The following is a 26,861-nucleotide window of genomic DNA, read 5'->3' as shown; positions in this document are numbered from 1 at the left end:
TTTACATACTTCTATTGATCTTAAAGGTTGTGACATCGTGAAATTAGACCAGTCCATTTTCCGCTTATTTCTCTTTTGGTATACCGTTGGCGTTATCCTGCTTGCCTTTGATTTAGTACCGCCACCGCTCGAGTGGGCCAATGTGGTGTTTCTCATTTTATGCGGTGTGCTCGGCTGCTTTTATTTGTACCGCCATTACAGCTCGGTGCGCGGAACACTTGCGATTGTGATTATTTTTTTCCTTAGTATGGTGATTGAAGCTATCGGCGTGCAAACCGGTTTGTTTTTTGGTAACTATACATATGCTTCAGATTTTGGCCCAGGGTTGATCGGGGTTCCAATTACAATCGGGGCGGCGTGGGTGATGGTACTTAGCACAACCCATGCGATCGCAAAGCCATTTGCCCGCCAGTTTCAAGGACGCTTTGTACCGTTTTTCATTTATATTATAACCGGCAGTCTGCTTGCCGTCGGGATTGACCTTGTCATTGATCCTGTTGCTTATGAAATGAAAGGATACTGGCTTTGGGATGATGGCGGCACTTATTATGGTGTACCGTTTAGTAATTTTCTTGGCTGGTGGATTTTATCGCTCGTTCTGCATGCCCTCCTTTGGCTGCTGCTTCATAAAGAACCGGCATGGAACGAGCGGACCGGTTTTTGGGAACCTCGCACCCGGCTTTTGTTCTTTTTGATCATGTTCATGTTCACCTTTTTATGTGTGGTCGGCGGTTTATGGCTTGCGGCTGTGTTAGGTACAGCCGTCATGGCGGCCGCTGGCATGATGCATCAATTCAGCCGTAGACAGGAGACAGGCATATGATTACCGAGAATCGAAAACCATATTTTGCGAAAGGCTTCAGCCGTTACATTCGCTACTTGATGAAAAAACACTTTTACGAAGTGCACATTCATGAACAACAACCTCTGCATGAGCTTACAAAGCCGTGCGTTGTGCTTGTGAACCATAGCAGCTGGTGGGACGGTTTAGCTGCCATTTATCTTAACGAAACAAAATTGAGACACAACAGTGTTGTCATGATGGATGAAGAAGGCGTAACATCTTTTCCTTTTTTCCGGTGGATTGGTGCGTTTAGTGTCGACCGCAACAGTCCGAAAGATGTGGGACGTTCCCTCCGCTATGCGCGAAAAAAGCTTGCAGCTGGTGAAACGCTCTGGTTGTTCCCACAAGGGCGTGAGCGGCATCAAGAACTGCGCCCGCTTGACTTTCAAGCAGGGCTGCCCCATATGGTACGCGATGCGAGTGGTGACACCCCTGTCGTTTTCATTACGTTTTATTACACGTTCCGGCGCGAGCAAAAGCCGGAATTGTTCATCGAAACCGGCACCGTTGATCGTTTAAAAAACTTTCAGCAACTTGATTTTAACGAGCAGCTGCAAGCGTTTGAAGCGCAGCTCACGACACAGTTAAACCGCCTTCGCGATGACGTGCAGACCGAACAGATTGAACGATTTTCCCCATTATTCAAAGGTCGGCGCACCGCAAGTGAGTGGTTTAAGCTGCTCACCCCGGGCAAAAAGGCGGGACAGCGATGACAGTTTGGATCATATTCTTAAGTTGCATATTGTTATGGGTGATCATCAACCGATGCTTCCTCATACCGTTTAAGCCCGGCCCGGTGCAGGATGAAAGTGAAGCACCTTTCATCTCCATCCTTGTGCCACTTCGTAACGAGCGGGATAATGTGGACGGTTTGATTCAAGCATTACAAGCAAGTACGTACGAGCATACAGAATGGATTTTTCTTGATGACGGCTCAACGGACAAAACACTTGAAACCCTTCAAGCTTCTACCGCACACGTTCATAATGTTAAAATCATACAAGGACGCCCCCTGCCTGATGGCTGGGTCGGCAAAGTTCATGCGTGTCATCAATTAAGCGAACACGCCCGAGGCGATTACTTATGCTTTTTTGATGCAGATGTCCGCCCTGCCCCAAAAGCAGTCGAAGCAGCCCTTTTTACGAGCCGGCGTTATGAAGCCGGGCTTGTAAGCGGGTTTCCGCACTTTACGTATCAAGGTTGGTTAAGTTCGCTGCTCGTACCGATGCAGCACGTCTTAATTTTGCTGCACCTTCCGTTAGCGATTGCGAATTTCACGAAGCTGCCAGCAGCAAGTGCAGCCCACGGCGCTTTTATGTTTTTTGAGCGCAAGGCATATGACAAAGCAGGCGGCCACGCCGCAATTAAAGACTCGCTCGTTGAAGATGTACATTTTATGCGGCTCATGAAAAAAAGCGGCGCACGCGGCATTCTTACCCGAGTAAGTCGTTTCGTCACCTGCCGCATGTATACAGACAGCAGAAGTACGTGGGAAGGTTTTTCGAAAAATGCTTTTCCGGGCATCGGCCGCTCCTACACCGCCCTTGGCTTCATTAGTGTCGTTTATTTCGGCTTGTTTATACTACCTGCCTTTTTTGCTGTTTACGGCATGTTGAACGGGACGCTGCTTTATACGGCGCCACTTTTTCTCACGTGGCTCATCCGGGCAGTGATTGATTGGACAAATTATGAACGATGGTGGTTGTTTGTTACCCATCCGTTTGCAGCAGCTGCTTTTCTAGCAGTGCTTTGGCGCTCCGCATGGCTGCATCTGAAAAAACGGGGATTTCAATGGAAAGGACGGCGTTATGCATGAAGTCAGCAGCGATTATCGGCGGCGGGCTCGGCGGGCTTGCCGCAGCCTGCATCTTAAGCTCTTTCGGCGTTCACGTACGCTTATTTGAGAAAAATGAAAAGGTCGGCGGAAAACTTGAACGTATGAAACTTGGCACTTACGAATTCGACTACGGCCCTAACACGATCACCATGCCGGAGACGTTTAAAAATGTCTTTCGCATTGCTGGAGAAAACCCTGATGACTGGTTGACGTTTATCAAACTCGCCAATCATACGAGCAATCATTTCCCTGACGGCAGCCGGCTTGATTTCTCTTCAGACCGTGATGTTTTTGCTTCAGAAGTCGCTAAATTTTCGAAAAAAGATGCCGCAAACGTACCTGCATTTTTAAAAGAAGTGGAACGGCTTTACGTACAAGCGGCTGCGCAGTTTTTTCAACGCACTTTTACAAGCCCGAGAGCTTATGCCAGCCCGAAACTCGGCCGTGCGTTTTTATCCGTGCGCCCGTTTCAAACCATGAACGGTTTTTTCCGTAAATACTTTAAGCACCCGTACGTCTTACAAGCGCTCAACCGCTATGCTACATATATCGGCTCCTCCCCTTACGATGCGCCGGCAACGTTTGCGCTCATCAGCCACTTAGAGTTAAACGAAGGCGTGTTTTATGTCGAAAATGGCAATGCCCGGATTGCTGAACAGCTTAAAAAACTTGCTGAAGCAAACGGCGCTGAAATTTATACAAACACTGAAGTGACCCGCATGCATACAAAAAATAAGGCGATTACCTCCCTTCAATTAAAAAGCGGCGCCGAAGTTTCAGCTGATGAATATATTTTAAACGGCGATTTATTAAGTCAGTACCCAGAGCTTGTTGAAGAACATGAGCGTCCGCATTTTAAAAACGAATACCGCGACCGTATGCAGGCGTCTATTTCTGCTTACGTCATTTTAGCAGGCGCAAAAAACACAACCCGAAGTCTCGGTCATCATCAAGTATATTTCAGCGGCAATTATGAGCAGGAGTTTCATGAGCTCTTACAAAAACAAACGTATCCGAAAGACCCGACCGTTTACGTATGCAACAGCCGCGTTACCGAACCGGCGCGCGCACCTGAAGGCAATAATTTATTTATCCTCGCAAACGCCCCGGCCCTTAAACCGGACGGCAAAGAGGCACCAGGCTTTGAAGATTACGAAGCACGCATTTACGATAAACTTGAAAGCTACGGTCTCAGCTGGACAACAGATACTACATCCACCCGCACCCCGGCCACGCTTGCCAGCCGGGTTAATGCTTACCGCGGGGCGTTGTACGGTCCGGCTGCGAACTCAAAACAGCGTGCGTTTTTCAGACCGACAAACGCAGCCAAAGACTTCAGTAACCTGCATTTTGCCGGCGGCTCCACCCACCCCGGCGGCGGCTCTCCAATGGTTGTAACGAGCGGCATGCTCGTCGCCCGCGATTTACTAAAACAACACCGGATCGCAAAAGTGAGCTGGCAGCAGTCGACAAACCGAACCGAGGAGGACCGAACATGAACCGGCATAGTGATGCAAAAATCGCCGTTATCGACATGGGTTCAAACTCGATCCGTCTTGTTATTCATCAAGTGGATGAAAAGCGCGGCTACCGCGAGATTCATAACGTGAAAGAAGTCGCCCGGCTCAGCCAGTGCTTTAATGAAGCCGGAGAACTGAACCGTGAAGGCTTCAGCCGGATTGAACGAACGATGAAGCGTTTCAGCGAAATCATTCTTGACCACAACGTTGAAACGGTGCGCGGTATTGCAACAGCAGCCGTACGACAAGCTGCAAACCAAGCAGAAGTTCTCCAGTTTATTTATGATACCTCAGGCATTTCATTTGAAGTGTTAAGCGGTGATGAAGAAGCATTTTACGGTGCTACAGCCGTAGTGAATGCGACGTATATTGAAGATGGAATCACTGTGGATATTGGCGGGGGCAGTACAGAAGTCGCCCGCTTCTCTAACCGGGATATTGTTGAAACGTACAGCTTTCCCTTCGGTGCTTTAACGCTTGAAACTGAATTTCTAAACGGCAGTGAGCCAAATGATGAACGGCTGAAGCAGCTGCGGAGTTACTTAACAGAAGAGCTGCAGCATCTACCCTGGCTCAAAGATATAAAGCTCCCGCTTGTCGGTATCGGTGGCAGTGCACGTAACACGGCACTTGTGCATCAGCGCCGGTCGGATTATCCACTATCCACCCTGCATCAGTACGAAATGGACGCTCGTGATATGAAACAAACTGTTAAGCATCTTGCGTCTATGCCGTACGAGCGCCGGCTTGAGGTGGATGGGTTATCCAAAGACCGGGCTGATATTATCGTGCCGGCAGCAATCATTCTTGAGACGCTCATGCAAGTCATTTATACCGATCGGTTTATGCTGAGCAATAAAGGCTTGCGCGACGGTCTTTTGTTTCATACCATGTTTTCTTCCTTAGGCTTAAAGCGTTTTGATGACGTAGCGAACGAAAGTTTATATCAGCTGAAACGTGAGTACAATATTCCAGGTGAGCTTGCTGAAAGTGTCGCCTGCACGACCCAAGCTTTGTTTGCAGGCTTAAAACCTTATATCCACCGCCGCTATCTTCACGAAGAAGCTGAAGAACTGCTCCGAAAAGGGGCTAGAACCGTTTTTCTCGGCGAGTATATTGATGAGCAGTCAAGCAGTGATCACACGTTTTATTTATTAATGCACCGTTCCATTGACGGGATTTCCCACCAAGACCGGGCAGCCCTTGCGTTAATCTCTTCATTTAAATCTCGCAAATTGTTTAAAAAACGAAGCAAACAGTTAAAAGAACTCTTTTCTGCACAGGCACTGAAACAATTTGAAGTGCTCGGTGCGATTATGAAATTAGGCTATGATCTGCACATCACAAGGCGGAAAATGATTCGCGATGTTGATGTCCAGCAAGAAAAACAAAAACTAATCATTCACCTCGTTTACGAGCCAGGGCGCGACCCGTTTTTTGAAATGAAGGCGTGCGAGAAACATAAAAAACATTTAGAAAAAGCACTTGGGGCTAGCTGCGTGTTTACGTTCCGCGAAGCAAAAACGACCGAATATGAAAGGGTTGAAGCTTATGACACAAACCATTAACCTTGACAACCCTGCCTATTACAACAATCGTGAATTAAGCTGGCTTGCGTTTAATGAACGGGTGCTAGAAGAAGCGGTTGATCCTTACAACCCGCTGCTTGAACGGCTAAAGTTTTTAGCGATTTTCAGCGCAAACCTTGATGAGTTTTACATGGTGCGCGTTGCCGGCCTAAAAGATCAAGTCAAAGCAGGATTTAATAAGCCGGAAAACAAAGCCCGACTCACCCCGAAACAGCAGCTTGAAGCAATCGGTGAAAAAACCCGCCGTTTAACAGAGGCGCAGGAGAAGCTGTTTGAAAACGAGCTCATGCCGGCCCTCAAAGACGAACAGATTGAATTTTTATCTGTGCATGAGCTTGATCATGCACAACTCTCCTTTGTTGAGGCGCATTTTCAAAACTATATTTTCCCTGTTGTCACACCAATGGCGGTAGATACAGCCCGGCCGTTCCCCCTTCTTTTAAGTAAAAGTTTAAACTTGGCTGTCACCTTAACGGATGAAAGCACACAGGCACCTTTACTTGCGATTGTGCAAGTGCCGCGTGTGCTCGCCCGTGTCATCGAACTGCCGCACCGACCGAGCGAAGGCCGTAGATTTATGCTGCTTGAAGACGTAATCACTTATTTTGCAGCTGAGCTTTTCCCCGGCTACACGGTCGCTTCAGCTTCAACGTTTCGCATTACCCGAAATGCCGATTTATCTTTAGATGAAGAAGATGCCCGCGACTTGCTGCGGGATATTGAAAAAGAACTGGAAAAACGGAAATGGGGCGCTGCTGTACGGCTTGAAGTTTCCGGCAGTCAAATGGATGAAGGAATGCTCCACTATTTAATCGATGTGTTGGATGTAGCCCGTGAAGATGTATATAGCTTTTCTGCACCACTTGATTTCACATTTTTGTTTTCCTTATACGAGCAGCTCGCCCCTGGCGCAGAACATTTAGTCAACGAAGCATTGATCCCGCAGTCATCAAAAGACTTGCCGGCATCTGAGGATTTATTTCAAACGATGACAAACGGTGATATCCTATTGCATCACCCGTATGAATCATTTCATCCTGTACTTGATTTATTAAGTCAAGCTGCTTCAGACCCTGATGTTTTAGCCATTAAACAAACGTTGTACCGTGTGGCAGATGACTCTCCGATTATTGAATCGCTCCTTCAAGCTGCAGAAAACGGAAAAGAAGTTACTGTGCTTGTAGAAATTAAAGCCCGGTTTGATGAAGAAAACAACATACAATGGGCGAAAACACTTGAAAAGGCTGGCGTACATGTGATTTACGGCTTCCCGGGGTTAAAAACCCACAGTAAAATTACGTTAATTGTACGCCATGAAAAAAGCGGTCTGCGCCGGTATATGCATTTTGGTACCGGCAATTATAACGAAAAAACAGCCAAGCTTTATACAGACACGAGTTTGCTGACAACAAACCGCGCGTTTGGTGAAGATGCAACGCACTTTTTCAATTATTTAAGCGGATTCAGCTTTAAGCCGGCTTGGCAGGAGTTTGCGGCGGCGCCAGGTGAGCTCCGTCATACATTTATCACTTGGATCGATAAAGAAATCGAGATGCACCGTACTCAGGGAAACGGCTGGATACAGGCAAAAATGAATTCTTTAACGGATAAAACGTTAATCATGAAATTGTTTGAAGCAAGCCAGGCAGGTGTTAAAATTGACTTACTCGTCCGCGGCATCTGCTGTCTCCGTCCGGGGATTGAAGGTGTCAGCGAAAACATTCACGTCCGAAGCATTGTCGACCGCTTTCTTGAACACAGCCGCTTGTTTTATTTTCACCAAAACGGCAGTCCCCGCTACTTTTTATCAAGCGCTGACTGGATGACGCGCAATATGGAAAAGCGGATTGAACTGCTTGTCCCGGTTTATGACATGCGGGCGCAGAAAAAAATCGACGACATTTTACGTCTTGCCTTCACTGATAATGTGAAAGCACGCGTGCAACAGCCGGATGGCCGCTATACGTATACAGACCAGGCCGGCACGACCGTGCAGAGCCAGCTCGAGCTGTACGCGCTAACTGTTCCTTTCCGCGGAGAGGCGGAGGATTAGCACCTTGCTTCTCGTACATGGTTTAGAAACGTCAATATTCGGGAAAAGCATGATTTGAATTCAACTCCGTTTATCGAGCCTTTTGAAAGGGGAGCTTCTCGTGCGTTTTAAAATTGGAATACTTGTTATTGCGCTTGGCTTAGTGTTTGCCGGCTTCAGTGGATATCAGTGGGTCGCCGGTGCTTCAGGGGTTTCGAAAGACCCGGAAGCAGCGCAGTCTGTAAGCGATAATTGGGATGACACAGAGCGTCAAGAAATATACAATGTTGAAGAGCTTGAACAAGAAGAAGATTCAAACGCATCTGACGATAATGTAGCTGCCGCAGCTGAAGAAGAAACAGATGACCCTTACGACAGAGACTACGCGTATGAAGAAGGCGAAGAAATGGCAGAAATGTCCATCCCGACTTTAGAACGGGTATATCCGATCTACTGGGGCACTAATGATGATGCACTAGATCAAGGCGTCGGTCTGCATGAAGGTGACCATACCGCCACACCGGATGAACTTGTTCACACCGTTTTATCCGGACACCGGGATACGGTATTCAGCGAGATGGGCGACCTTGAAGAAGGTGACCGGATTTATCTTGACTACGACGGGAAAACGTACGAGTACCAAATCCGTGACACGTGGATTACCGATGCAGATGATCGCACTGTAATTGTGAAAAAAGACGAACCAACGCTTACCTTAACGACGTGCTACCCGTTCACTTATGTAGGCCCTGCCCCTGACCGTTATATCATTGAAGCTGAACTTACAAACATTGAAGATTGAACTGAGCGAAAAAGCCCGTGATGCGCGTTTGCATCACGGGCTTTTTTCGGTGACTTGGCTAAATCCGCCGGCGGAGGGCTTTGGTGCGAAAGTGCAGTAACCCACTCCAGCCGTGCAGCTCACTGCGCTCATCGTGCAGTAACCCACTCCAGCCGTGCAGCTCGCTGCGCTCATCGTGCAGTAACCCACTCCAGCCGTGCAGCTCGCTGCGCTCATCGTGCAGTAACCTTTCCAGCCGGGCAGCTCGCTGCGCTCATCGTGCAGTACCTCCTGCTAATCGCGCAGAAACCGTTTATGCCGATCATCCTGCTTCTTCTTCTGGCGCCGCTTTTTTTGCAAGGCGCTTTTCCTGCCGCTTACGCCACAGTTTGCGGGGCCAGTGGAGGGTATCTTCAAGCAGGACGTAGACGATTGGTATGATAATGAGCGTAACGAGTGTGGCAAACAATAAGCCTGAGATGACGACGGTTGCCATCGGTGCTTGAAAGTCGCTTACCCCGCCGACAGCAAGTGCAAGCGGGAGCATCCCGGCAATGGTTGTAAAAGTCGTTAGAAAGATCGGGCGCATCCGGTCTTTGCCGGCCTGCATTAACGCCTCCGGCCGGTTCATGCCTTCAAGCGTTCTAAGTTTATTTAAGCGGTCAATCAAAAGAATCGCATTGTTCAACACGATACCAACGAGCATGACAACCCCCATCGCCGCGATCATATTCAGCTCCATTTGGGTAATGAGTAAGCCGAGAATCACACCGACAAATGTAAACGGTAAAATTGATACGACGACGAGCGGATGGATGAAGCTGTTAAATTGTACTGCCATCACAATATAAACGAGCAGTACGGCAATGCCTAAGACGAAAAGGATTTCTGTCATCGCTTCCTGCTGCTGTTCAAGCGCACCGCCGAGCTGAACCGTTGTATCTGTTGCAGCGGTTACTTCTTCAGCTGTATCCTGCAGCTCGCGGTTGACTGTACCTAAATCCTGCCCATCTAAATCGGCGGTGACTGAGGCAACGCGTTCACCGTTTTCGCGGGAGATGGCTACCGGCATTTCTGTTTCTTTAAAAGACGCAACCTCTGAAAGCGGCACTCCGCCTTCTGACGTATTTAATTCGTGATCCAGCAGTGCCTCAAGCGTATCAACTTCGTGTGAAAACGCAAGGTACACTGGTACTTCCTGGTGATAGCTGACTGATAACTGATCGATTTCCTCACGCATGAAAACAGGCTCAATTTGACTGCGCACATTAGGTGCGGTTAAATCTAAGCTGTTTAATTCCTCATCATCAAACACGAGCGCATTTTCACGCGTCATGTCTGCAAAGTTGTGATTAATATTGATCACACCATCAATTGAAGAAAGCTCTTCCTCAAGACGATCGGCACTTTCAGCCATCGCCTCATAATCATCCCCGTACACTTGAAGCGTAAGTGCAGATTGTTCGCTCATACCTCCATCGGCCGCGGACATGACAGCTTCAATCGGGTGATCGTCTTCTAGCGGGGTGAGCGCGTTAAAAATTTCCGCATTAATCTCGCTTTGATCCATTGTGGCGTCTTCTTCATCTGTCATGTTAATCAACAGCCACATCATATCGTCTTCAAACATTGTGACTGTATTATCTGTAACATCCGGCACATCCTGCAACTGTTCGTTTACATCCATTGCGATCGCTTCTTTTGCTTCATGATCTGCACTTGAATCAAGCGTCATCATGAGCTCTGTTTCACGGTCATACACATCGGGCATCGCACTCATCGGAATACGTTCAATGAGAAATATCGACGCGAAAAAAAGTGCAATAAATCCAGCGAGAACACCGATGCTGCGAAGCTTTTTCGCTGTCACCCAGTTGATCATCCGGCCGTAACCGTGCTTTAACCGACCATCCGGCCGCGGTGCTGCTTTTTGGGCTGTCTTCTTTAATAGTTGACTGGATAACACCGGAATCACAGTGAATGAAACAAGGAGTGAGCTTAAAAGTGTTAAAATGACCACCATCGCAAGCATCATAATAAATTCGCCGATATCTCCACTCATAATCGCAAGTGGCAGCAGTACAACAACCGTTGTAAGCATGGCTGCAATAACCGCTGTCGCCACTTCTTTTGTGCCGTGGATAATGGCGGCTGTGATTTCTATGCCCTGCTGGACTTTCCGGTAAATGGACTCAAAAATTACAATGGCTGAATCCACCATCATGCCAATCCCGAGGCCGAGCGCAATTAACGTGAGCATATTGATGCTGTAGTCGAGAAACCACATCGCCGCAAATGTAAGCATAATGGAAAGCGGGATTGAGATGCCGATGATGATCGTTGGACGAACAGCAAGGGTGAATAAAGCTAAAACGACGAGTGCGAGAAGTCCGCCGATCACGACATTTTGCTGGATACTATCAATTGAGCTTTGAATAAAATCCGCCGTTGAAATTAATTCTTCAAAGGCGAACCCGCTGACGTAGTCCTCCTCATGCATCTGCGCCATTTCAGCTCGCACCGTTTCTGTCAGCTCAATCTCACCTACATCGCCGGCACTTTCAATCTGCAGGGAGATGACGTCACTGCTCCCGTTTTTCCAAGCAGCTGCCCCGTTTTCCGCCGGGAGAATTTCAACGTCTGCTACATCTTGTAACGCAACAACCCCCTCAGGCGTCTGCATACTCACTTGTTCGAGCGCCTCTGCCCCATCAATTGATGTATCCCAACGGACGCGCTCATCTCCTTCGTCGGCTGCTAGGCTTCCGAGTGTTGCATTTTCGTTTTGCTGCTGAATCGCCTGCTGAATTTCTGTCAAACTTAATTCGTTTTCTTGAAGTGCTTCTTCATCTATTGTCACAACAGCCTCAAGCTCCTGCAGGCCGCTTACGTCAATTGATCCGACTTCTGTAAGCGCAGAAAGCCGCGGCACGGCCACTTCTTCAGTGAAGCGCGACATTTCTTCAGCATCACCGCCATACACTTCCAAAAACAATTCAGCGCCGCTTGTGCCAAACCGGAATGTCGATATATCCTCAACCGCCGGTAGCTGTGTCATATCTGTCATGGCCGTTTCAAGCTCGCGAAACGAATCATCACTTCCCTCATTTTCAAGCATAACTGTGAAACTGACGTTGCCGGCGCTCGTTTCCGAAGTGTAATCATCAACACCGTCAATCCCGGCGATCTGGTCTTCAATCGGATCCGTTACCTGCTCTTCAACATCAAGTACAGAAAGATCCGACGTCGGTACCGAAACCACCGCCATATCTAAATCAATATCCGGCATAATTTCAACGTCCATCTCGGTTAAACCGAAGCGTCCGAGAAACAAAACGAGGATGATAAATAAACCGACAATCAGCTTTCGTTGTAAAAGTAACCGCAGCCAAGCCATGAACCTATCCAGCCCCTTTGTATGTAAGTAAACTTGAGACAACATTTATAATATTACCATAAATGACACGGATTCGAAGAAAAAAATGGATTTTTCGAAGATATATATACATAATTGTGATTTTTGCAGGTTGATTATGTTGCTTTTTGTGCAATCGTTGAAGCATCTTAATGCAGGTTGTTGTGCTATCTAAAGGAAACGAAATGTAGGCGGGAAGTTAAATTCACCGCAATGATAACTATGACAACCGAGGTGAAACTATGAGAGGTTGCTAGAGGAAGCGAAGGTGATGTGATAACGATCGTTTGTTCGGTTTTAAAGCAATTATAGGAGCTTGTTATTTTATTCATGATACTTCATCTTTGTTATTCAACCGATGACCTTAGATAATCTTCATAATTATTTTGGAGCAACCAACTCTACTTTGATTCTGTCTGGATCCTCAAAATAAACAGCATAATAGTCATCCCCACCAGCAAATGGGTATTTATCTGTGTAGAGAATGTTGACCTCTCTCTCTTTTAATTTTTTCGTCATTGCATCCACATGCGCACGTGATGAAGCGTGAAAAGCTAAATGATTAAGACCAACTCGCCTTCTATGATATGGAGGTTGTAAAAACCTTTCTTCTGCTTGGACAAATACAATGTAAGTGTCACCCAATTTCCAGCTTTGACCACTTTCCCATCTTTGAAAAGGCCTATACCCGATTTCTTCTAGAAACCACCCCCAAAATTCAATGGTTTGCTTCAAATTTGAAACATTTAGTTCGATATGATGTAGTAACCCTTGTTGCATGTTACTTCCCCCTTTTTAATTTAGTCTGTTCTCCTACTATTCTTCAATACCACCCTAAAAAGTGATCTTTCAAATTATTACATTTATCGTAGCATTTTTCATTTTTCTCTTAAAGACACTTCTTAATTCTTGAAATAACTCGCCAAAATGCAATATTTATTTCAAATTAAATACTTTGGTTTGCAGAATATAGTACGCTATATGTTTTTTTAATTTAGAACACTCTCATAATAAAAAAAGGGTGCGACACCAATTGTGATCTGCACCCACTATAATGAAATATTGTTTTAAAATTGATCACTCATAAAAAAGCTTTAGTCTATTATCTATCAAAAGCTCATTTCAGTCGTCCAGTAACCCTACTCTAACCTCGCACAAATTTCCGCAGCCGCACAGTAACCTCTCCAGCCGGGCAGCTCGCTGCGCTAATCGGGCAGTAACCTCTCCAGCCGGGCAGCTCACTGCGCTAATCGGGCAGTAACCCTCTCCAGCCGTGCAGTTCGCTACGCTAATCGGGCAGTAACCCCCTCCAGCCGTGCAGTTCGCTACGCTAATCGGGCAGTAACCTCTCCAATCGCGCAGTCTACTGCTGTTTTATTTCGGCCATGCTACGACCACTGTTTCGTACGGGCGTAGTTTTACGTCGTTCCCGTTGACACACGTGCTGTCTACGTTGCCGAAGATCCAGTTGCCAAGCGGCGTGTCGAGGGTCAGTGCTGCTTCTTCATTCGTGAAGTTTGAGATAATGATGATGCGCTCGTTTTCCAAAGTACGTGTGTAGGCCAACACTTGCGGATGATCAGCAAACTGCTCTTTGTAATCTCCGGAAATGAGCACGCTGCTGTAAGCGCTATGCTGACGAAGATAGATTAAGTCTTTATAAAATTGATAAAGAGAGTCAGGCCGGCTTTTCGCTTCTGCCACGTTAATTTCCGCGTAATCACTGCTTACTTTCAGCCAAGGGGCTGCTTCACTAAACCCGGAGGCGTAAGTGGCATCCCAGTGCATCGGTGTCCGGGCATTATCCCGGCTCCGGTGACTAATCCATCGGAATGCATCTTCTTTCGAGTGGCCGTGCCTGAGCGCTGCTTCATACTGATCAATGGATGAAATGTCGTCTAGTTCTTCAATGCTTTCAAAATCAGTGTTTCGCATGCCGATCTCCTGGCCTTGATAAATATACGGTGTTCCTTTTAAAAGAAAGTAAGTGGTCGCAAGCATTTTTCCAGTGAACTCACTTTGATCTTCTTTCGGGATAAAGCGGCTGATGGCTCGGGGCTGGTCATGATTTTCCAAGTAATTGGCCATCCAGCCGTCACTTTCGGTTGCTTTTTGCGCATTGGTGATCGCAGCTTTAAAATCTTGCAGTTCCCAGTCTTTTGTTGGGAACCAGCGGCCGTGCGGTCCCATATCAATGTCCACATGGTCAAAACGAATGAGCATATCAAAATGACCGTCTTCACCTACAAAGTCCGGGATCTCCTCCGGCGCTACGCCAGGAGCTTCTGCCACTGTGAAAATGTCATAGTGATCAAATGTCTCTCGTTTTAATTCCTGCAGAAATTCACCGACGCCCGGCTGATTTGGCGCCACCTCCTGCAAGCCGTCGGGCCCGTCCGGTGTGAAATCCTCATAAAATGGCTGCTTTTTAATAAAGGTAATCGCATCAATCCGAAAGCCGCCAATCCCTTTATCGAGCCACCAACGTACCATGCTGTACAAATGCTCGCGCACCTCCGGGTTTTCCCAGTTGAGGTCCGGCTGTTCTTTTGCAAATGAATGAAAATAGTATTGTCCGGTATGTTCATCATACTCCCAGCACGACCCACCAAACACTGCCCGAAGATTGTTCGGCGGACCTCCGTCTTCCCGTGGATCCTTCCAAATGTAGTAGTCCCGCTTTGGATGATCTTTACTTTTCCGCGATTCTTGAAACCACGGGTGCTGATCTGATGAATGATTAATCACTAAATCCATGATAATCGAAATGCCACGCTTTTTCCCTTCCGCGATTAACTGATCCATATCTTCCATCGTACCGAAAACTTCTGCAATATTTTCATAGTCGGAAATGTCGTAACCGTTATCTTTCATCGGTGAGGCATACACCGGACTGAGCCAAATGACATCAATACCGAGATCTGCCAAGTAGTCGAGCTTTTCAATAATGCCGGGAATGTCACCGACACCGTCCTGATTGGAATCGTTAAAACTGCGTGGATAAATTTGATAAACAACTGAATTCTGCCACCATTTTGTAGTCATAGACTTACCTCCATTGATCATTAAGTTGATGCTTGCTGACTTTGTAAGTTCAGCACCTTTTTGTAAAATGTCGAGAACGATACAAAGGCGATGAAAGAACCACCGAAAAAGATGAGTAAAAACGTCCATCCGCTCAAGCCGATAAATATGAGCATGAACGTTAATGATAAAATGAAAAAGCTCGTTAATGGAGCGCCAAAGGTGAAGTAAAACGCCCGCTTATAAATGTCCCGTAATGTGATGTGAAAATGGGACATGACCATAAATACATAAATCGTAAATAAATATAAAGGAACACCGAACAATAAAAAGGTTACAAGCAGAAAGTGATCTGTGATAAAAAAGTAAAAATAATCAATTCCCCAAATCACCCACAATACCGTTAACAAGAGACCGGCCTGAAATGCTTGACGGTAGTTCTCTTGAAAGTAACGGACAAATTGTTTCAGAGAGTCACCTTGATCTTCATCCACAATAAACGTACGTACTGAAGCAAACAGTGCGGCTGTTGCCGGAAAGAATAGAAACGGTGCAAGAATGGCTGCTGCAGCAAGGGCAGCGAGCCATAGTGCACCTCCGCCGGTAAATGCAGCGACCCCGCCGAGAAATAAAAGCGGACTGATCGCGATAAGCCAGTACACATTCACAAGCGAAAACTTTGACACCCATTCACACGTCCGGTAAAAGCCTGCTGCAGAAACCATTTCGATCACCTTCCTTCTGCTTTAAACGCTTATTTGACGGCTCCGTCAGTCACACCGGAAATGATTTGTTTTTGCGCAAAAAAGTAAAATATAATGATCGGAATGATCGCTAATGTTAAGCCGGCTAAAGCAAGATCCCACTGTCGCGTGTATTCACCGAAAAAGTAATACATATTGATTGGGATCGTCGCTTCCTCCGAACTTAAAACTAATGACGGCAGCAAATAATCATTCCAAATCCAAATAACATTTAAAATCGCCACAGTTACTGAAATCGGCTTTAACAGCGGAAAAATGATGTACCAAAACGTTTGAAAACGGCTTGCCCCGTCAATTGTGGCTGCTTCATCTAATGTGATGGAGATCCCGGTCATTGCCCCGTGATAGAGGAAAATCGCAAGGCTGCAGCCAAAACCGAGATACATAAAGATCAACCCATACTGATTCAACATTTGAAAGCTGCTGAAAAATGAGGTGAGCGTAATCATCACGGCTTGAAATGGAATCAGCATCGCAGATACAAAGATTAATAACAACGCGCCGCTTAACTTACTTTTGTTTCGTGCCAGGGCGTAACCTGCCATGGAAGAGAAGATGATAATCAACACGATACTTGAGACAGTGATGAATGTTGAATTCCATAAGGCGTTTAAAAAATCAAGGTCGTGAAACGCTTGGACATAGTTCGCAAACACAGCCTCCGGCGGCAATCCAAGAACATCTTCAAAAATATCGCGGTTTGTCTTAAATGAATTCACGACCATTAAGTAAAATGGCGAAAGCCAAATGAGCGCAAGAAATATACCTAAAATTTCTACCCAGTAATTTTTACCATTTTGCTGTTTCATCACATCTCAACCTCTCTCTTCTTGTTGTAATAAACTTGAGAGATCGCAATTATTGATACAAAGATTAAAAATACAACGGCTTTGGCCTGACCATATGCCATTTCATTACTGTCAAAGGCGGTATAAACAATGTTCATTGCTACCATTTCCGTTGAATTAAATGGCCCACCATCAGTTAAAGATAAGTTTTGGTCGTAAATTTTAAATGAGACAGATAGCGTTAAAAACATGCTGACAGTAAATGCAGGTGCGATTAAAGGAAATGTGACATTTTTAAACCGCTGAACCGGGCCGGCACCGTCAATTTGCGAGGCTTCGATCAATTCACCGGGTACGTTTTGTAAGTAAGCGATATAAATGATCATGATATAGCCTGCCAGCTGCCAAACCGTTAAAATTACGAGTCCCCAAAACCCGGTCGTCGGGGTGGAGAGCCAGCCTTGAAGTCCATCCACATTCATAAACTGACCGATTTGACCAAACACGTTGATGAAAATAAACTGCCAGATAAATCCGAGGATTAAGCCGCCAATTAAGTTCGGCATAAAAAAGATCGTCCGCAGAAAGTTACTTGTTTTTAACTTTTGCGTCACAATTAAAGCTAAGCCAAGACCAATAATATTTAATAAAATGACAGATACAAAAGAAAACTGAATTGTAAACCAAAGTGAACTTAAAAAACGATCATCTCCGAGCAAACGGCTGTAATGTTCGAAACCAACAAACTGGTTAAAGCCAAGGCCGTTCCAATCTGTAAAGGTATAGAAAAAACCCATCAACAGCGGTACGCCAACTACTAACATGAGTGCGACTAAGACAGGTGCAATAAATAACCAAAAAGCCGGGCTTCTATTACGCATACGACGTTCCTCCAACAATCATTATTCGGAAAAACAGCCGGCTTGGCTGCGCAGCTGTTTTCCCGTTGGTATATGCATGCTTACTCGCGCGACTGCTCCCATTCTTCCTGCCCAGCTTCGATCACGTCATCCCAGTCTCTTCCACCAGAGAGATATTCCTGTACATGCGCTCCAAAATCAGTTCCCCAGCCTTGCGGGTAGCCGGTAAAAATCCAACCGAGGGTATTTTCCTCGAGCACATATTCATAAATTTCCTGCTGGATCGGCGCATCGATCTCATCCACATCAAAACCTTCATGTGCCGGAATCATATCAAGCTTATCCTGCACTGCAGCAATACCTTCCTCATCGGTATACATCCATTCAAAGAAAGCTTCTGCTTCTTCAATGACATCATCTTCTGCACCTTCATTAATTGCCCAGTAGTTTGGCACATCAACTGGGATATGACCTTCATAATCTTCAACCGGCAGCGGGAGTACACCTACATGTTCATTTGCAAATTCTGGATCCATCTGCTCTAATGTCGGGTGAACCCAATCGCCCTGCTGAATCATCGCGGTCCGCTCTAATGAGAAGTACTCTTCAACCTGCTGTGAGTAATCCATATTTAATACCGGCTCTATGGAGTAATCGTTTTGCAGCATGAGCATGCGTTCCATCTCATCCGCCCGCTCAAAATCGACAGTGTCACTCTCGTAAGCTTCCATCATATCGCCGTTAAATTCCGGTGATAAATACGTGTTCGCTAAATGGTCTCCCATCACCCAGGCTTCGGCACCCGGCAGCGCAAATACACCATCGATGCCAAGCTCATCCTTTTGATCATCTAACGTTTCAACCGCTTCTTCTAAATCTTCATACGTCAAAATTTCATCTGCATCAATTCCTGCTTCATCAAACATCCGCTTATTATACAAAAGGCCGTACCCTTCCTGCTGAAACGGAATACCTCGGATGTTTCCATCACCATCTGTCGCCCCTTCAAGTGTACCGTCAATCGCTTCATCCACTGCCGGATGGTCTGATAAATCGAGTACATTATCCTCGTAATCATTTAGTTCTGAAGGACCTGCCAAGCTGAAAACATCCGGTTCATCACCTGAAGAAAAACGGGATCTTAACGTTGAAAAATAGTCTGTTCCGCCACCAACAGCTGAAAATTCAATGTTCACATTCGGGTTTTCTTCTTCGTACAATTCAGAAAGTTCAATAAATTGATCGCGAAATTCGACTTTTCCTTGAAAGATTTCAACGTCTACAACATCACCATTTGTATCCTCACCATCATCTGTCCCTTCCGCGGCTTCATCGTCGCCATTACAAGCTGTAAGGATCATGCCAGCTGAACCTAACAATAACCAACCGTTAAATTTTTTCATGGATCCCATAAGTAAATTCCCCCTAATTATAATCTCCCCGGCATTTTGGGAACGGTTTCAAAATTGTATAAAAAAATAAGTTCAACGCTCCCGGGGTGTTGTTAAGGTTGAGTTTAAATGGTTTTGGTATCGTTTTCAATACTTTTTTTACAATTTTTTTAATTAAATTATGAGAAGCTTGATTTGGCGCTTATTGTAACTATTAAGTTTTTGGTATCGGTTTCAAATTTAACCGCAAACATTAACCTACGTTGTATCACGCTCTACAAACTTTGTTTCAAGCACCGTCTCGTTTTCTGTGGGCGTGGTCCCATTTAACGCTTCGATCATAAGATTGGCTGCTAAGCGCCCCATGTCATCGACCGGCTGTTTAATCGTCGTCAGCTTCGGATATGTGATTTTTGCAATTGGTTGATCGTCAAACCCTACGACTGCTAAATCTTCTGGTACACGCTGATTTAATTCATGAGCTGCAGCAATCACGCCGGCAGCGACTTCATCACTACCGGTAAACACAGCAGTTGGCTGCTCCTTCATTTGAAAAATGGCCCGTCCCACACTTTCTCCGTCTTCAATCGTATGTTTATTTACAAACACGAACTGTGGGTCTACCTCGATTCCTTTTTCAGCCAATGCTTTTTTATAACCAATGTTTCGATCATCCGACTGGCCCTGCTGTTCAAACAAGCCGCCGGTACAGTAGGCAATGCGGCGATGTCCTTGATTTAATAAGTGCATCACACCTTCATACGCTGCTGCAATATGGTTAATACGCACGCTTGGCACCGTATTCATATGCTGAATGTATTCATTTACAAACACAATCGGACCGTATGCTAAGTACGTTTCAATCACTTCTTCATCATTTTCAATGGAAGCCATAATAATACCATCAAGCTGTTTATGCTGCATCAACTGCAAAAAAGACAGCTCTTTTTCTTGATCCTCATTACTTTGAAAAACAACGACTTGATAGCCTTGCTCATAAGCGACTTGTTCAATCGCATTGACTAAGTATGAAAAGAAAGGATTTACAATACGCGTTACGACAACCCCGATCGTCGTCGTTAAAGCGCCCCGCATCTTTCGTGCCGAAGGATTCGGCGTATATTCAAGCTCTGCCATCGCCTTTTGCACACGCTCTTTCTTCTCTTCAGATACGTGGGGATAATTATTCAATACACGGGAGACCGTGGATTTGGAAAGTCCGGATCGTTTAGCGACATCAGAAATCGTTGGCATAGTAAAACCCCTCGTGATGGTGTCCGCATCGAATTTTGAAACCAGTTGCAATCACCTTTATTTTACCCACCTTTTCGATGGATTGCAAAACGAATTCTTTGCGTAACAGGCGTTCAGCGTTGAATATATCGATGATAGCTGAAGGGTAGTTATATAACTCGCAATTGAATGGATGCTAACATAGCGATCGTGTGATAGTTACTAAAAGGAATGAAATAATTACTACTTTTGACCGGAGAATACTTTCTGAAAGTAAAATATTCTTTAATTTTATACGTATCACCCTACAAAAACACCTCGAGAGTTAGCGTCATAAATCTAACTTCCGAGGTGCATTACCATGCTGAACATTTTTAATGATAAATTTTCCAATTCATTTTTTCTTCATAAGAAAGACTACGAATGTGATAATCAAAATCAATGCTATTATCGTAAAAATTGAGAAAGCAATATTAACAAAAATAATAGAATCTCCCTTGTATTTTAAAGTTATATTTTTCTTATGATGCAATTAATTGTAATCTGTCTAATGAAGATAAACAAGTAGATTCACACTACAAAGAGATTTTTCATATAACGTATCTTGCTTCTGCTGATTAAAAAAAGGAAGCGGAATGACCCGCTTCCTTTCAATATAAGTTCCTCCTGCTAACCGTGCAGTAGCCACCGCATCCGGGCAGTAACCACCTCCAGCCGGGCAGCTCCTCACCTTAATCGTGCAGCTCCTCACCTTAACCGGGCAGTAGCCGCCGCCAGCCGTGCAGTAACCACTTCCAGCCGGGCAGCACCTCCTGCTAACCGTGCAGTAGCCACCGCATCCGGGCAGTAACCACCGCCAGCCGGGCAGCAGCCTCTGCTCATCAAGCCACCTGTCTACACTTTGGCCTCAACTCTTTCACGTACGTTTCGTGCCGCTTCCACCATCGCTTCAAGCGAGGCTTTGGCTTCAGCTTCAGAACGTGTCTTTAAGCCGCAGTCCGGGTTGACCCAGAAGCGCTCTGCCGGGAACAAGTCGAGGCAGCGCTCAATCATCGCTTCCATCTCCGCAACGGCCGGCGTGCGCGGTGAGTGAATATCATACACGCCTAAGCCGATGTCATTGACAAACTGCCCGTCCGCAAACGCTTCAAGAATCTTGCCGCGGCTTCTCGATGCTTCAATTGAAATCACATCCGCATCCATTGCACCGACCGCCTCCAGAATCTCTTCAAACTGGCTGTAGCACATGTGCGTATGAACCTGCGTACTGTCCGCCACATCCCGGTGTGTCCGCTGAAACGTGCGCACCGCCCAATCTTCATATGCCGCTTGATCCGCAGCCCGAAGCGGGTACCCTTCCTTAAACGCCGGCTCATCAATTTGAATCATCGTAATCCCTGCCGCCTCCAGATCACGCACCTCTTCAGCAAGCGCTTCAGCCACTTCCGCTGCCGTCACCGACTTCGGCTGATCCTCCGGCAGAAACGACCAGTTCACCATCGTCACCGGTCCGGTCAACATCCCCTTCAGCGGCTTCTCCGTTAACGACTGCGCATGCACCGCCGCTTTCACCGTCATCGCCTCCGGCCGGTGCACCGTATCATGCACAATCGGCGGCTTCACCCCACGCGAGCCATACGACTGCACCCAGCCAAAATCCGTGAACGCATAACCCTCAAGCCGCTCACCAAAATACTCCACCATATCATTACGCTCAAACTCCCCGTGCACAAGCACATCCAGCCCGAGCGCTTCCTGCGTCTCAATCCAGCCGGCCGTCCGCGCCTCAAGCGCCTCCTCATAAGCCGCCGCGCTCAACTCACCCTGCTTATAATCCCTGCGCAGTTTGCGCACATCCGTCGTCTGCGGCAAACTACCAATAGTCGTCGTCGGTAAAAGCGGAAGCTGAAACGATTGCTGCGCGACCCGTCGCTTGTCAGCGTTTGTGCCGCGATGGGTATCCACACCGGCAAAGACAGCTGCGTGCTCATTTACCGGTGCCGGATGCGTCGTTTCAGCAGGCGCGGTGCGGGAAGCGGCCGTTTTCACTTCAGCTAACTTTTCATCTGCAAACGCAAGCTGGTCATACAACGTTTGGGAGAGCCGTGTTTCATGTGTTTTTGTCTCAGGTACGTGCAATAAACTTGTCGTTGGCTGCACCCAGAGCGCTTTCGGATGCGCTGTTTCTTCAACGAAACGAAGCAGGGTTTCCACCTGCGCCGGCGCCTGCTTCCAAATCCGGTCTCCTGGAATGACACCGGCTGCAAGTACTTTATCTGCCGGGAATCCTTGCGTCTTTAAAAGTTTTTGTGTCCGCGGCTTTGTCACATCAAGGCCTAGGCCGGCCACCGGCAGTTGGGTCAGCGTCTCATATACCGCCGGCGCTTCAAAATACGTTTGCAGCATAATGTTTGGCGCAACTTCAGATAAAGTTTCATACACATGTGCCAAAGATTCCGCGTCTGCTTCTGCCTCGTCCGTAACCGCATACGGCTCTTCAAGCTGCACCCAGTTGACCCCGCGGGCGTTCAGCTCAGCAAGCACTTGGGTGTAGAGTGGGAGTACGGCTTCAAGGCCTTCACCAAGTGAGTTAAAACCGCTTGAAAGCTTCACGAAAGTATACGGTCCGATCAACACCGGCTTCGCATCTGTGATACCGGCAGCTTCTGCTTCAGCGTAAGCTTCAAGCGGCAGATTGCGCACTAGTTTAAGCGGCTGGTTCTCATATTCCGGCACAATGTAGTGATAATTCGTGTTGAACCACTTTTTCATCGCGCAGGCGCCGGCGTCAACTGTGCCGCGGGCCATGGCGAAATACTCGGTTACGTCCGGTGTGTCGTTCGTGCGGTGGCGCGCCGGGATGAGGTTAAACATCCAAGCTGTATCAAGCATCCGGTCGTAATACGTAAAATCATTTACCGGCACGTGATCGATCCCGTAACTTTCCTGTTTATGGAGGCGGTGAAGCCGCAGCGTTTTTAACGTTTGGTGCAGCGCTTCTTCACTCGTTTTCTCCTGCCAAAATGACTCCAGCGCCCGCTTCCAGGCGCGCTTGCCATCGAGTTGTAAGTAACCGATTGTTGTTGCTTTATTCATTGCCCTCACTCCTTCGCATGTTTCAAACGTAAAAAAGCCCCCTTCGTGCACTTTGCACAAAGAGGGCTGCAGTATGATAAACGACGCCAAATTGGAAAGCGGGACAGATCTACGTCCCCCTGTATATCAATCTTTCGTCGCCCCCAATCTCACCCCCCGAAGATTAGAAACTTTCGAAAAGAACAGCGGGCAGGTCTCCTGGCTCGTGCCTTCGCCTATTAAGATCCCTTCCCGGGGTGTTTCACCCCAGTGGCTTGATCCGTTCGCCGGCACTTACAGTTGCGGGGACAGCTCCGAATTTTCATCGGATTCCCTTTTCAACCTCAAAACGAGGTACCTTCTGTTCTTTCACATATTCACTTGGAATAGTTATTATTTTAAGCGGAATGCTCGGAAAAAAGCAAGAGGTTTTTAAAGCTCAAAAAAATTCTCAGTTCAAACTTCACCATTTATCATTATAAAAGTACGACTTAATCCCGAAACTTCTAAACGCATTAATTTGCTACTTTAGGATTTGCCGTAGTTTTGAACGGCTCTATCCAAAATTTTCAATGCTGAAGACTTATCTTCCCATTTATCTATTTTAACTTGCTTTTTCTCCAGATCTTTATATGTCTCAAAAAAGTGTTTTATTTCTTCTAAGATGTGTGGAGATATATCTTTCAAAGAATTCACATTTGCAAATCTTGGGTCGTTGACGGGCACCCCTATTAACTTATCATCTTTACCTTTTTCATCAGCCATTGTTAGCGCACCAATAATTCTTGTATCAATTATACATCCGGAAAAAGTCGGATGAGTAACTAATACCAAAGCATCTAAAGGATCACCGTCTTCAGCTAAAGTTTGAGGTATTTCACCGTATTCTGCAGGATAGTACATTGGAGAATAAAGGACCCTATCCAACTTAAATGAATTTTTTTCAATATCAAACTCATATTTGTTAGAACTACCGTAAGGAATCTCTACGAAAACACTGACACTACTCCCCATAATCACGACCTCCTAATTTTTTCTTTTAATAGTGTAACAAATTTATTTACAATAAAATACAATTTTTTTCGTTTGAAAAAATACAGGCTGTAGACAAAGTACAAAACTTAACATTAACTCACAACCTACGGCTTCAAACGCCGCTGGCTGCCCTATTAAGAGAAAAAACCGAATCATGAACGTAACCTTCACCCCAGACGGACGCTTTCCCGAGGGCTTGGCTTCAACTAACTTGTTCGATTTGATTGCCAACCGAACAAGTGGATCTTCAGCCTGCGCTTGACCCTCTGGGAGTCGCCGTCTTTTGTTTCGGTTACTCGTTATTTAACGGATCATTAAGGATTTCCATTGGATATGGTTCGCTTGATCGCTCATGAAGCGTCATTATGAATTGGTTCATCTAATTATCGCTTGATCAAAAGGCTCTCTACAATTCATGACCATCAAATGACGCTAGGCCGACAAGCATCGGCGGCGACGCCATCAGGAACAGCACGAGCCGAAAATCCCGCAGGCAGTAACTTTCTGCCGAGGAAGTTGAGATCGTGACGGAGCTAAGAAGACACGGTGACTTCAAGCGTAAGTGCAGATTAAACCGATGTCGCACTTGTGCCCTCCGGGTGCAAGCGTCCGCCAAAAAGCGATATCAGCCTCCGCTTTTATTGAAAGTTTAAGACAAAACCGACATGATCAAGGAGCTTAAAGACATACGGGATGAGTTAAAAAGAATCGTAACGATTAGTGACCGGATACCACTTTTTCGTTACGACTCACTTATTGTTATACTGTTGTTCTTTTCTCTCAAGCGCCAATTGGATACGGTTCAAACAGCTACGCATTCAACCTGTTCACGTTATGAACCTGAACTTCATTACTTCGACTGCTTCACACTAAGGACAGTGACGGTAAACAAAATAATTGCCATACCAAGCACCTGCGTTATATTTAAAAAGTCGCCAAGCAGCACGACACCGAATAACGAAGCTGTTACCGGTTCAACCATCGCTACCATTGAAGCGGTGCTTGGGGTCGTTTTACGAATACCAATCAAATAAATGATAAATGAAACACCAGCGCCAAATACCCCTAAGAGAATCAATAGAACAATGTCACTTGACGCCAATACAGCGGCAGCTTCACCTCGGTCCATAATGAGAAACAGAATGACGGAAAATGCAAAAAACGCAATGACCAACGTTGTCTGCGGATTTCCAAGCGCAGAGGCGTTTTTAAAGCCGAAGATAAACAAAGCATAAGAAAGACCAGCAGCAAGTCCTGCACTAGCGCCCACCAAACTCACTGAAAGCGTATCGATATTGTAAGCACCTGTAAGAAGAATAATGCCTATAAGTACACCGAAAATACAGCCCCACTTAAACCACGTCGACCGTTCCATGCGTAATATAAACGAGACGAGCAGGACAAACACCGGCGCTGTGTACATTAACGTCGCAGCAACCGCAATGCTTGCAGCTTGAATTCCGATAAAATAAAATGTGAAATTACCGGCGACGCCAATGCCTGCTAATAAGGACCATATCCATAAGCGAGGAGAAAAGGTCCAACGATTTCGAATGTGAAAAAGAAACCATGCTAAAAAACAAATAAACCCAATTGCACCTCTGTAAAATGAGATGACAATCGGATCCCATCCTCGCGACATTAAAATATCGCCAATCCCACCGCTTAAGCCCCAAAACATAGCGGCGAGCATCACTAAACCTACACCTGCAAACTTCATCCGTATGCCCCCTTCCATCGTCGTGCCAATCTCCACGTGCGTCAATCTGTAAAAGACTTATGTAAGCATCCACGTGGAGATTTTTAACTAAAATTGTCACACACCATAACTACAATTATATGTTCCTTTTCTATGTATGCGCAATGTAAGTGCTTATGAATCTCGCGTTTATTCGCGAAAGACCTCTATATATCGGGCTTTTTCTTAAACTACCAAATCAGAAAATGTGTACAATGTGTTTCTATTCCACGAAAGCTGTGATTTAAACAATTGTTGATTTCACACGCACAATATGTATAAAATTAGGTTAATTAGAAGAAATAGAAAGTGTGAACCTCTCTCCCTAACCTTGAAAGTAAAATTATGATAAAAAGAAGCTTCTAACGCAGTAAAAAGCCCTTTAGAATAGCAACATCTAAAGGGCTGAGACGGAGAACCGGCAAGCGGATTATATAATTTTACACGTAAAAAGCAATTACACCAATTAAAACCATCAGCTGAATCACAATACTTACACCACTGATGATTTTTGCTGTTAAAGCTAAATTTTCACCAGCATTGACTCGCCCACTTTGTTGAATCTCTTTCGCGCCGGTATTTGCCATCATTATAGCGGCAACGGCTACAGCTAAGCCAAAAACCGGCAGCACAAAAGAAATGACCGCCAAGCTTAAGCTTAATATTGACTTTGAATTCTTCTTACCAGGAACCGTTTCTGCAGTACTCATAGAATCCTCCTGTTTTATGAATCAATTTTTTAAGAAAAGTAATCACTAGTGAAAAGATAAAAATTCCATTTGATCCAACAATATCATTTGAGATTTATTTTATCTACAACCGACATGATTATCAATAAAGCATAGCACTATTTTTTAAAAGCAAGGGTATTTATGGCGATTATGAATTTACATCATTTGAAAAATACGTTAGTTGTAACAATTGCACTCTAACTA

General features: G+C 45.8%; 20 protein-coding genes and 1 riboswitch. Of the genes, 7 read left to right on the top strand and 13 right to left on the bottom strand.

Annotation, left to right across the window (positions count from 1 at the left end; translation table 11 throughout):
- Positions 1 to 37: 37 nt before the first annotated feature.
- From B0H94_RS11470 to B0H94_RS11440, 7 genes are all read left to right on the top strand, one after another.
- Positions 38 to 823, top strand: coding sequence for a carotenoid biosynthesis protein (locus B0H94_RS11470; RefSeq protein ID WP_245893987.1), 786 nt, complete (start codon positions 38 to 40; stop codon positions 821 to 823).
- Positions 820 to 1,557: a lysophospholipid acyltransferase family protein gene (locus B0H94_RS11465; RefSeq protein ID WP_106589409.1), complete on the top strand. Its 738-nt coding sequence runs from the start codon at positions 820 to 822 to the stop codon at positions 1,555 to 1,557. Before B0H94_RS11470 ends, B0H94_RS11465 begins: the two co-directional genes overlap by 4 nt.
- Positions 1,554 to 2,660: a glycosyltransferase family 2 protein gene (locus B0H94_RS11460; protein WP_106589408.1), complete on the top strand. Its 1,107-nt coding sequence runs from the start codon at positions 1,554 to 1,556 to the stop codon at positions 2,658 to 2,660. The genes B0H94_RS11465 and B0H94_RS11460 overlap by 4 nt, the downstream gene beginning before the upstream one ends.
- Positions 2,657 to 4,180, top strand: a complete 1,524-nt coding sequence (locus tag B0H94_RS11455; RefSeq protein ID WP_106589407.1) for a phytoene desaturase family protein — start codon at positions 2,657 to 2,659, stop codon at positions 4,178 to 4,180. The genes B0H94_RS11460 and B0H94_RS11455 overlap by 4 nt, the downstream gene beginning before the upstream one ends.
- Positions 4,177 to 5,769, top strand: a complete 1,593-nt coding sequence (locus B0H94_RS11450) for a Ppx/GppA phosphatase family protein (RefSeq protein WP_106589406.1) — start codon at positions 4,177 to 4,179, stop codon at positions 5,767 to 5,769. The genes B0H94_RS11455 and B0H94_RS11450 overlap by 4 nt, the downstream gene beginning before the upstream one ends.
- Positions 5,753 to 7,843, top strand: a complete 2,091-nt coding sequence (locus B0H94_RS11445) for an RNA degradosome polyphosphate kinase (RefSeq protein ID WP_106589405.1) — start codon at positions 5,753 to 5,755, stop codon at positions 7,841 to 7,843. The genes B0H94_RS11450 and B0H94_RS11445 overlap by 17 nt, the downstream gene beginning before the upstream one ends.
- Positions 7,844 to 7,943: 100 nt before the next feature.
- Positions 7,944 to 8,624 (top strand): class D sortase, encoded by a 681-nt coding sequence (locus B0H94_RS11440; protein ID WP_106589404.1) that lies wholly within the window; start codon positions 7,944 to 7,946, stop codon positions 8,622 to 8,624.
- A 301-nt stretch (positions 8,625 to 8,925) separates the two neighbouring features.
- On the opposite strand, the gene B0H94_RS11435 is transcribed toward B0H94_RS11440, so the two are convergent.
- The 13 genes from B0H94_RS11435 to B0H94_RS11380 form a co-directional block, all read right to left on the bottom strand.
- The gene (locus B0H94_RS11435; RefSeq protein ID WP_181315382.1) at positions 8,926 to 12,000 is read right to left on the bottom strand and encodes an efflux RND transporter permease subunit; all 3,075 of its coding nucleotides are present in this window, start codon (positions 11,998 to 12,000) and stop codon (positions 8,926 to 8,928) included.
- Positions 12,001 to 12,399: 399 nt separating this feature from the next.
- Positions 12,400 to 12,798: a VOC family protein gene (locus B0H94_RS11430; protein ID WP_106589402.1), complete on the bottom strand. Its 399-nt coding sequence runs from the start codon at positions 12,796 to 12,798 to the stop codon at positions 12,400 to 12,402.
- A gap of 594 nt (positions 12,799 to 13,392) precedes the next feature.
- Positions 13,393 to 15,063, bottom strand: coding sequence for a glycoside hydrolase family 13 protein (locus B0H94_RS11425; RefSeq protein ID WP_106589401.1), 1,671 nt, complete (start codon positions 15,061 to 15,063; stop codon positions 13,393 to 13,395).
- Between the two features lie 20 nt (positions 15,064 to 15,083).
- Positions 15,084 to 15,767, bottom strand: a complete 684-nt coding sequence (locus tag B0H94_RS11420; protein ID WP_106589400.1) for a YesL family protein — start codon at positions 15,765 to 15,767, stop codon at positions 15,084 to 15,086.
- 29 nt (positions 15,768 to 15,796) lie between these two features.
- Positions 15,797 to 16,615 carry a carbohydrate ABC transporter permease gene (locus tag B0H94_RS11415; protein WP_106589399.1) on the bottom strand — a complete coding sequence of 273 codons (819 nt, stop codon included), beginning with the start codon at positions 16,613 to 16,615 and terminating at the stop codon, positions 15,797 to 15,799.
- A complete protein-coding gene (locus tag B0H94_RS11410) occupies positions 16,615 to 17,475 on the bottom strand; it encodes a carbohydrate ABC transporter permease (protein WP_106589398.1) in 861 nt (286 codons plus the stop codon). The genes B0H94_RS11415 and B0H94_RS11410 overlap by 1 nt, the downstream gene beginning before the upstream one ends.
- An 80-nt stretch (positions 17,476 to 17,555) precedes the next feature.
- Complete coding sequence (locus B0H94_RS11405) at positions 17,556 to 18,866, bottom strand: ABC transporter substrate-binding protein (protein ID WP_106589397.1); 1,311 nt, start codon at positions 18,864 to 18,866, stop codon at positions 17,556 to 17,558.
- 237 nt (positions 18,867 to 19,103) lie between these two features.
- The gene (locus B0H94_RS11400; RefSeq protein ID WP_106589396.1) at positions 19,104 to 20,099 is read right to left on the bottom strand and encodes a LacI family DNA-binding transcriptional regulator; all 996 of its coding nucleotides are present in this window, start codon (positions 20,097 to 20,099) and stop codon (positions 19,104 to 19,106) included.
- 726 nt (positions 20,100 to 20,825) lie between these two features.
- Positions 20,826 to 20,960, bottom strand: a complete 135-nt coding sequence (locus B0H94_RS15430; protein ID WP_282432545.1) for a hypothetical protein — start codon at positions 20,958 to 20,960, stop codon at positions 20,826 to 20,828.
- Positions 20,961 to 20,972: 12 nt separating this feature from the next.
- Complete coding sequence (metE, locus tag B0H94_RS11395; protein WP_106589395.1) at positions 20,973 to 23,174, bottom strand: 5-methyltetrahydropteroyltriglutamate--homocysteine S-methyltransferase; 2,202 nt, start codon at positions 23,172 to 23,174, stop codon at positions 20,973 to 20,975.
- A gap of 171 nt (positions 23,175 to 23,345) precedes the next feature.
- A riboswitch (cobalamin riboswitch) is annotated at positions 23,346 to 23,530 on the bottom strand.
- 151 nt (positions 23,531 to 23,681) lie between these two features.
- The gene (locus tag B0H94_RS11390; RefSeq protein WP_106589394.1) at positions 23,682 to 24,167 is read right to left on the bottom strand and encodes an inorganic diphosphatase; all 486 of its coding nucleotides are present in this window, start codon (positions 24,165 to 24,167) and stop codon (positions 23,682 to 23,684) included.
- A gap of 871 nt (positions 24,168 to 25,038) precedes the next feature.
- Positions 25,039 to 25,908: a DMT family transporter gene (locus B0H94_RS11385; RefSeq protein ID WP_106589393.1), complete on the bottom strand. Its 870-nt coding sequence runs from the start codon at positions 25,906 to 25,908 to the stop codon at positions 25,039 to 25,041.
- Between the two features lie 458 nt (positions 25,909 to 26,366).
- A complete protein-coding gene (locus B0H94_RS11380; protein ID WP_106589392.1) occupies positions 26,367 to 26,636 on the bottom strand; it encodes a hypothetical protein in 270 nt (89 codons plus the stop codon).
- Between the last annotated feature and the right edge of the window lie 225 nt (positions 26,637 to 26,861).

It is taken from the genome of Salsuginibacillus halophilus (genome assembly GCF_003014715.1).
GTDB lineage: Bacteria > Bacillota > Bacilli > Bacillales > Marinococcaceae > Salsuginibacillus > Salsuginibacillus halophilus.
Note: the sequence above shows the minus strand (reverse complement) of the source record. Positions and strands in the feature narration are given on the sequence as shown.

Bases quoted from the DNA above. Each gene is read 5' to 3' on its own strand.
- B0H94_RS11465 (WP_106589409.1), top strand. From the start codon at position 820: ATGATTACCGAGAATCGAAAACCATATTTTGCGAAAGGCTTCAGCCGT.
- B0H94_RS11460 (WP_106589408.1), top strand. From the start codon at position 1,554: ATGACAGTTTGGATCATATTCTTAAGTTGCATATTGTTATGGGTGATC.
- B0H94_RS11455 (WP_106589407.1), top strand. From the start codon at position 2,657: ATGAAGTCAGCAGCGATTATCGGCGGCGGGCTCGGCGGGCTTGCCGCA.
- B0H94_RS11450 (WP_106589406.1), top strand. From the start codon at position 4,177: ATGAACCGGCATAGTGATGCAAAAATCGCCGTTATCGACATGGGTTCA.
- B0H94_RS11445 (WP_106589405.1), top strand. From the start codon at position 5,753: ATGACACAAACCATTAACCTTGACAACCCTGCCTATTACAACAATCGT.
- B0H94_RS11435 (WP_181315382.1), bottom strand. From the start codon at position 12,000: ATGGCTTGGCTGCGGTTACTTTTACAACGAAAGCTGATTGTCGGTTTA.
- B0H94_RS11430 (WP_106589402.1), bottom strand. From the start codon at position 12,798: ATGCAACAAGGGTTACTACATCATATCGAACTAAATGTTTCAAATTTG.
- B0H94_RS11425 (WP_106589401.1), bottom strand. From the start codon at position 15,063: ATGACTACAAAATGGTGGCAGAATTCAGTTGTTTATCAAATTTATCCA.
- B0H94_RS11420 (WP_106589400.1), bottom strand. From the start codon at position 15,767: ATGGTTTCTGCAGCAGGCTTTTACCGGACGTGTGAATGGGTGTCAAAG.
- B0H94_RS11415 (WP_106589399.1), bottom strand. From the start codon at position 16,615: ATGAAACAGCAAAATGGTAAAAATTACTGGGTAGAAATTTTAGGTATA.
- B0H94_RS11410 (WP_106589398.1), bottom strand. From the start codon at position 17,475: ATGCGTAATAGAAGCCCGGCTTTTTGGTTATTTATTGCACCTGTCTTA.
- B0H94_RS11405 (WP_106589397.1), bottom strand. From the start codon at position 18,866: ATGGGATCCATGAAAAAATTTAACGGTTGGTTATTGTTAGGTTCAGCT.
- B0H94_RS11400 (WP_106589396.1), bottom strand. From the start codon at position 20,099: ATGCCAACGATTTCTGATGTCGCTAAACGATCCGGACTTTCCAAATCC.
- B0H94_RS15430 (WP_282432545.1), bottom strand. From the start codon at position 20,960: ATGAGCAGAGGCTGCTGCCCGGCTGGCGGTGGTTACTGCCCGGATGCG.
- metE (WP_106589395.1), bottom strand. From the start codon at position 23,174: ATGAATAAAGCAACAACAATCGGTTACTTACAACTCGATGGCAAGCGC.
- B0H94_RS11390 (WP_106589394.1), bottom strand. From the start codon at position 24,167: ATGGGGAGTAGTGTCAGTGTTTTCGTAGAGATTCCTTACGGTAGTTCT.
- B0H94_RS11385 (WP_106589393.1), bottom strand. From the start codon at position 25,908: ATGAAGTTTGCAGGTGTAGGTTTAGTGATGCTCGCCGCTATGTTTTGG.
- B0H94_RS11380 (WP_106589392.1), bottom strand. From the start codon at position 26,636: ATGAGTACTGCAGAAACGGTTCCTGGTAAGAAGAATTCAAAGTCAATA.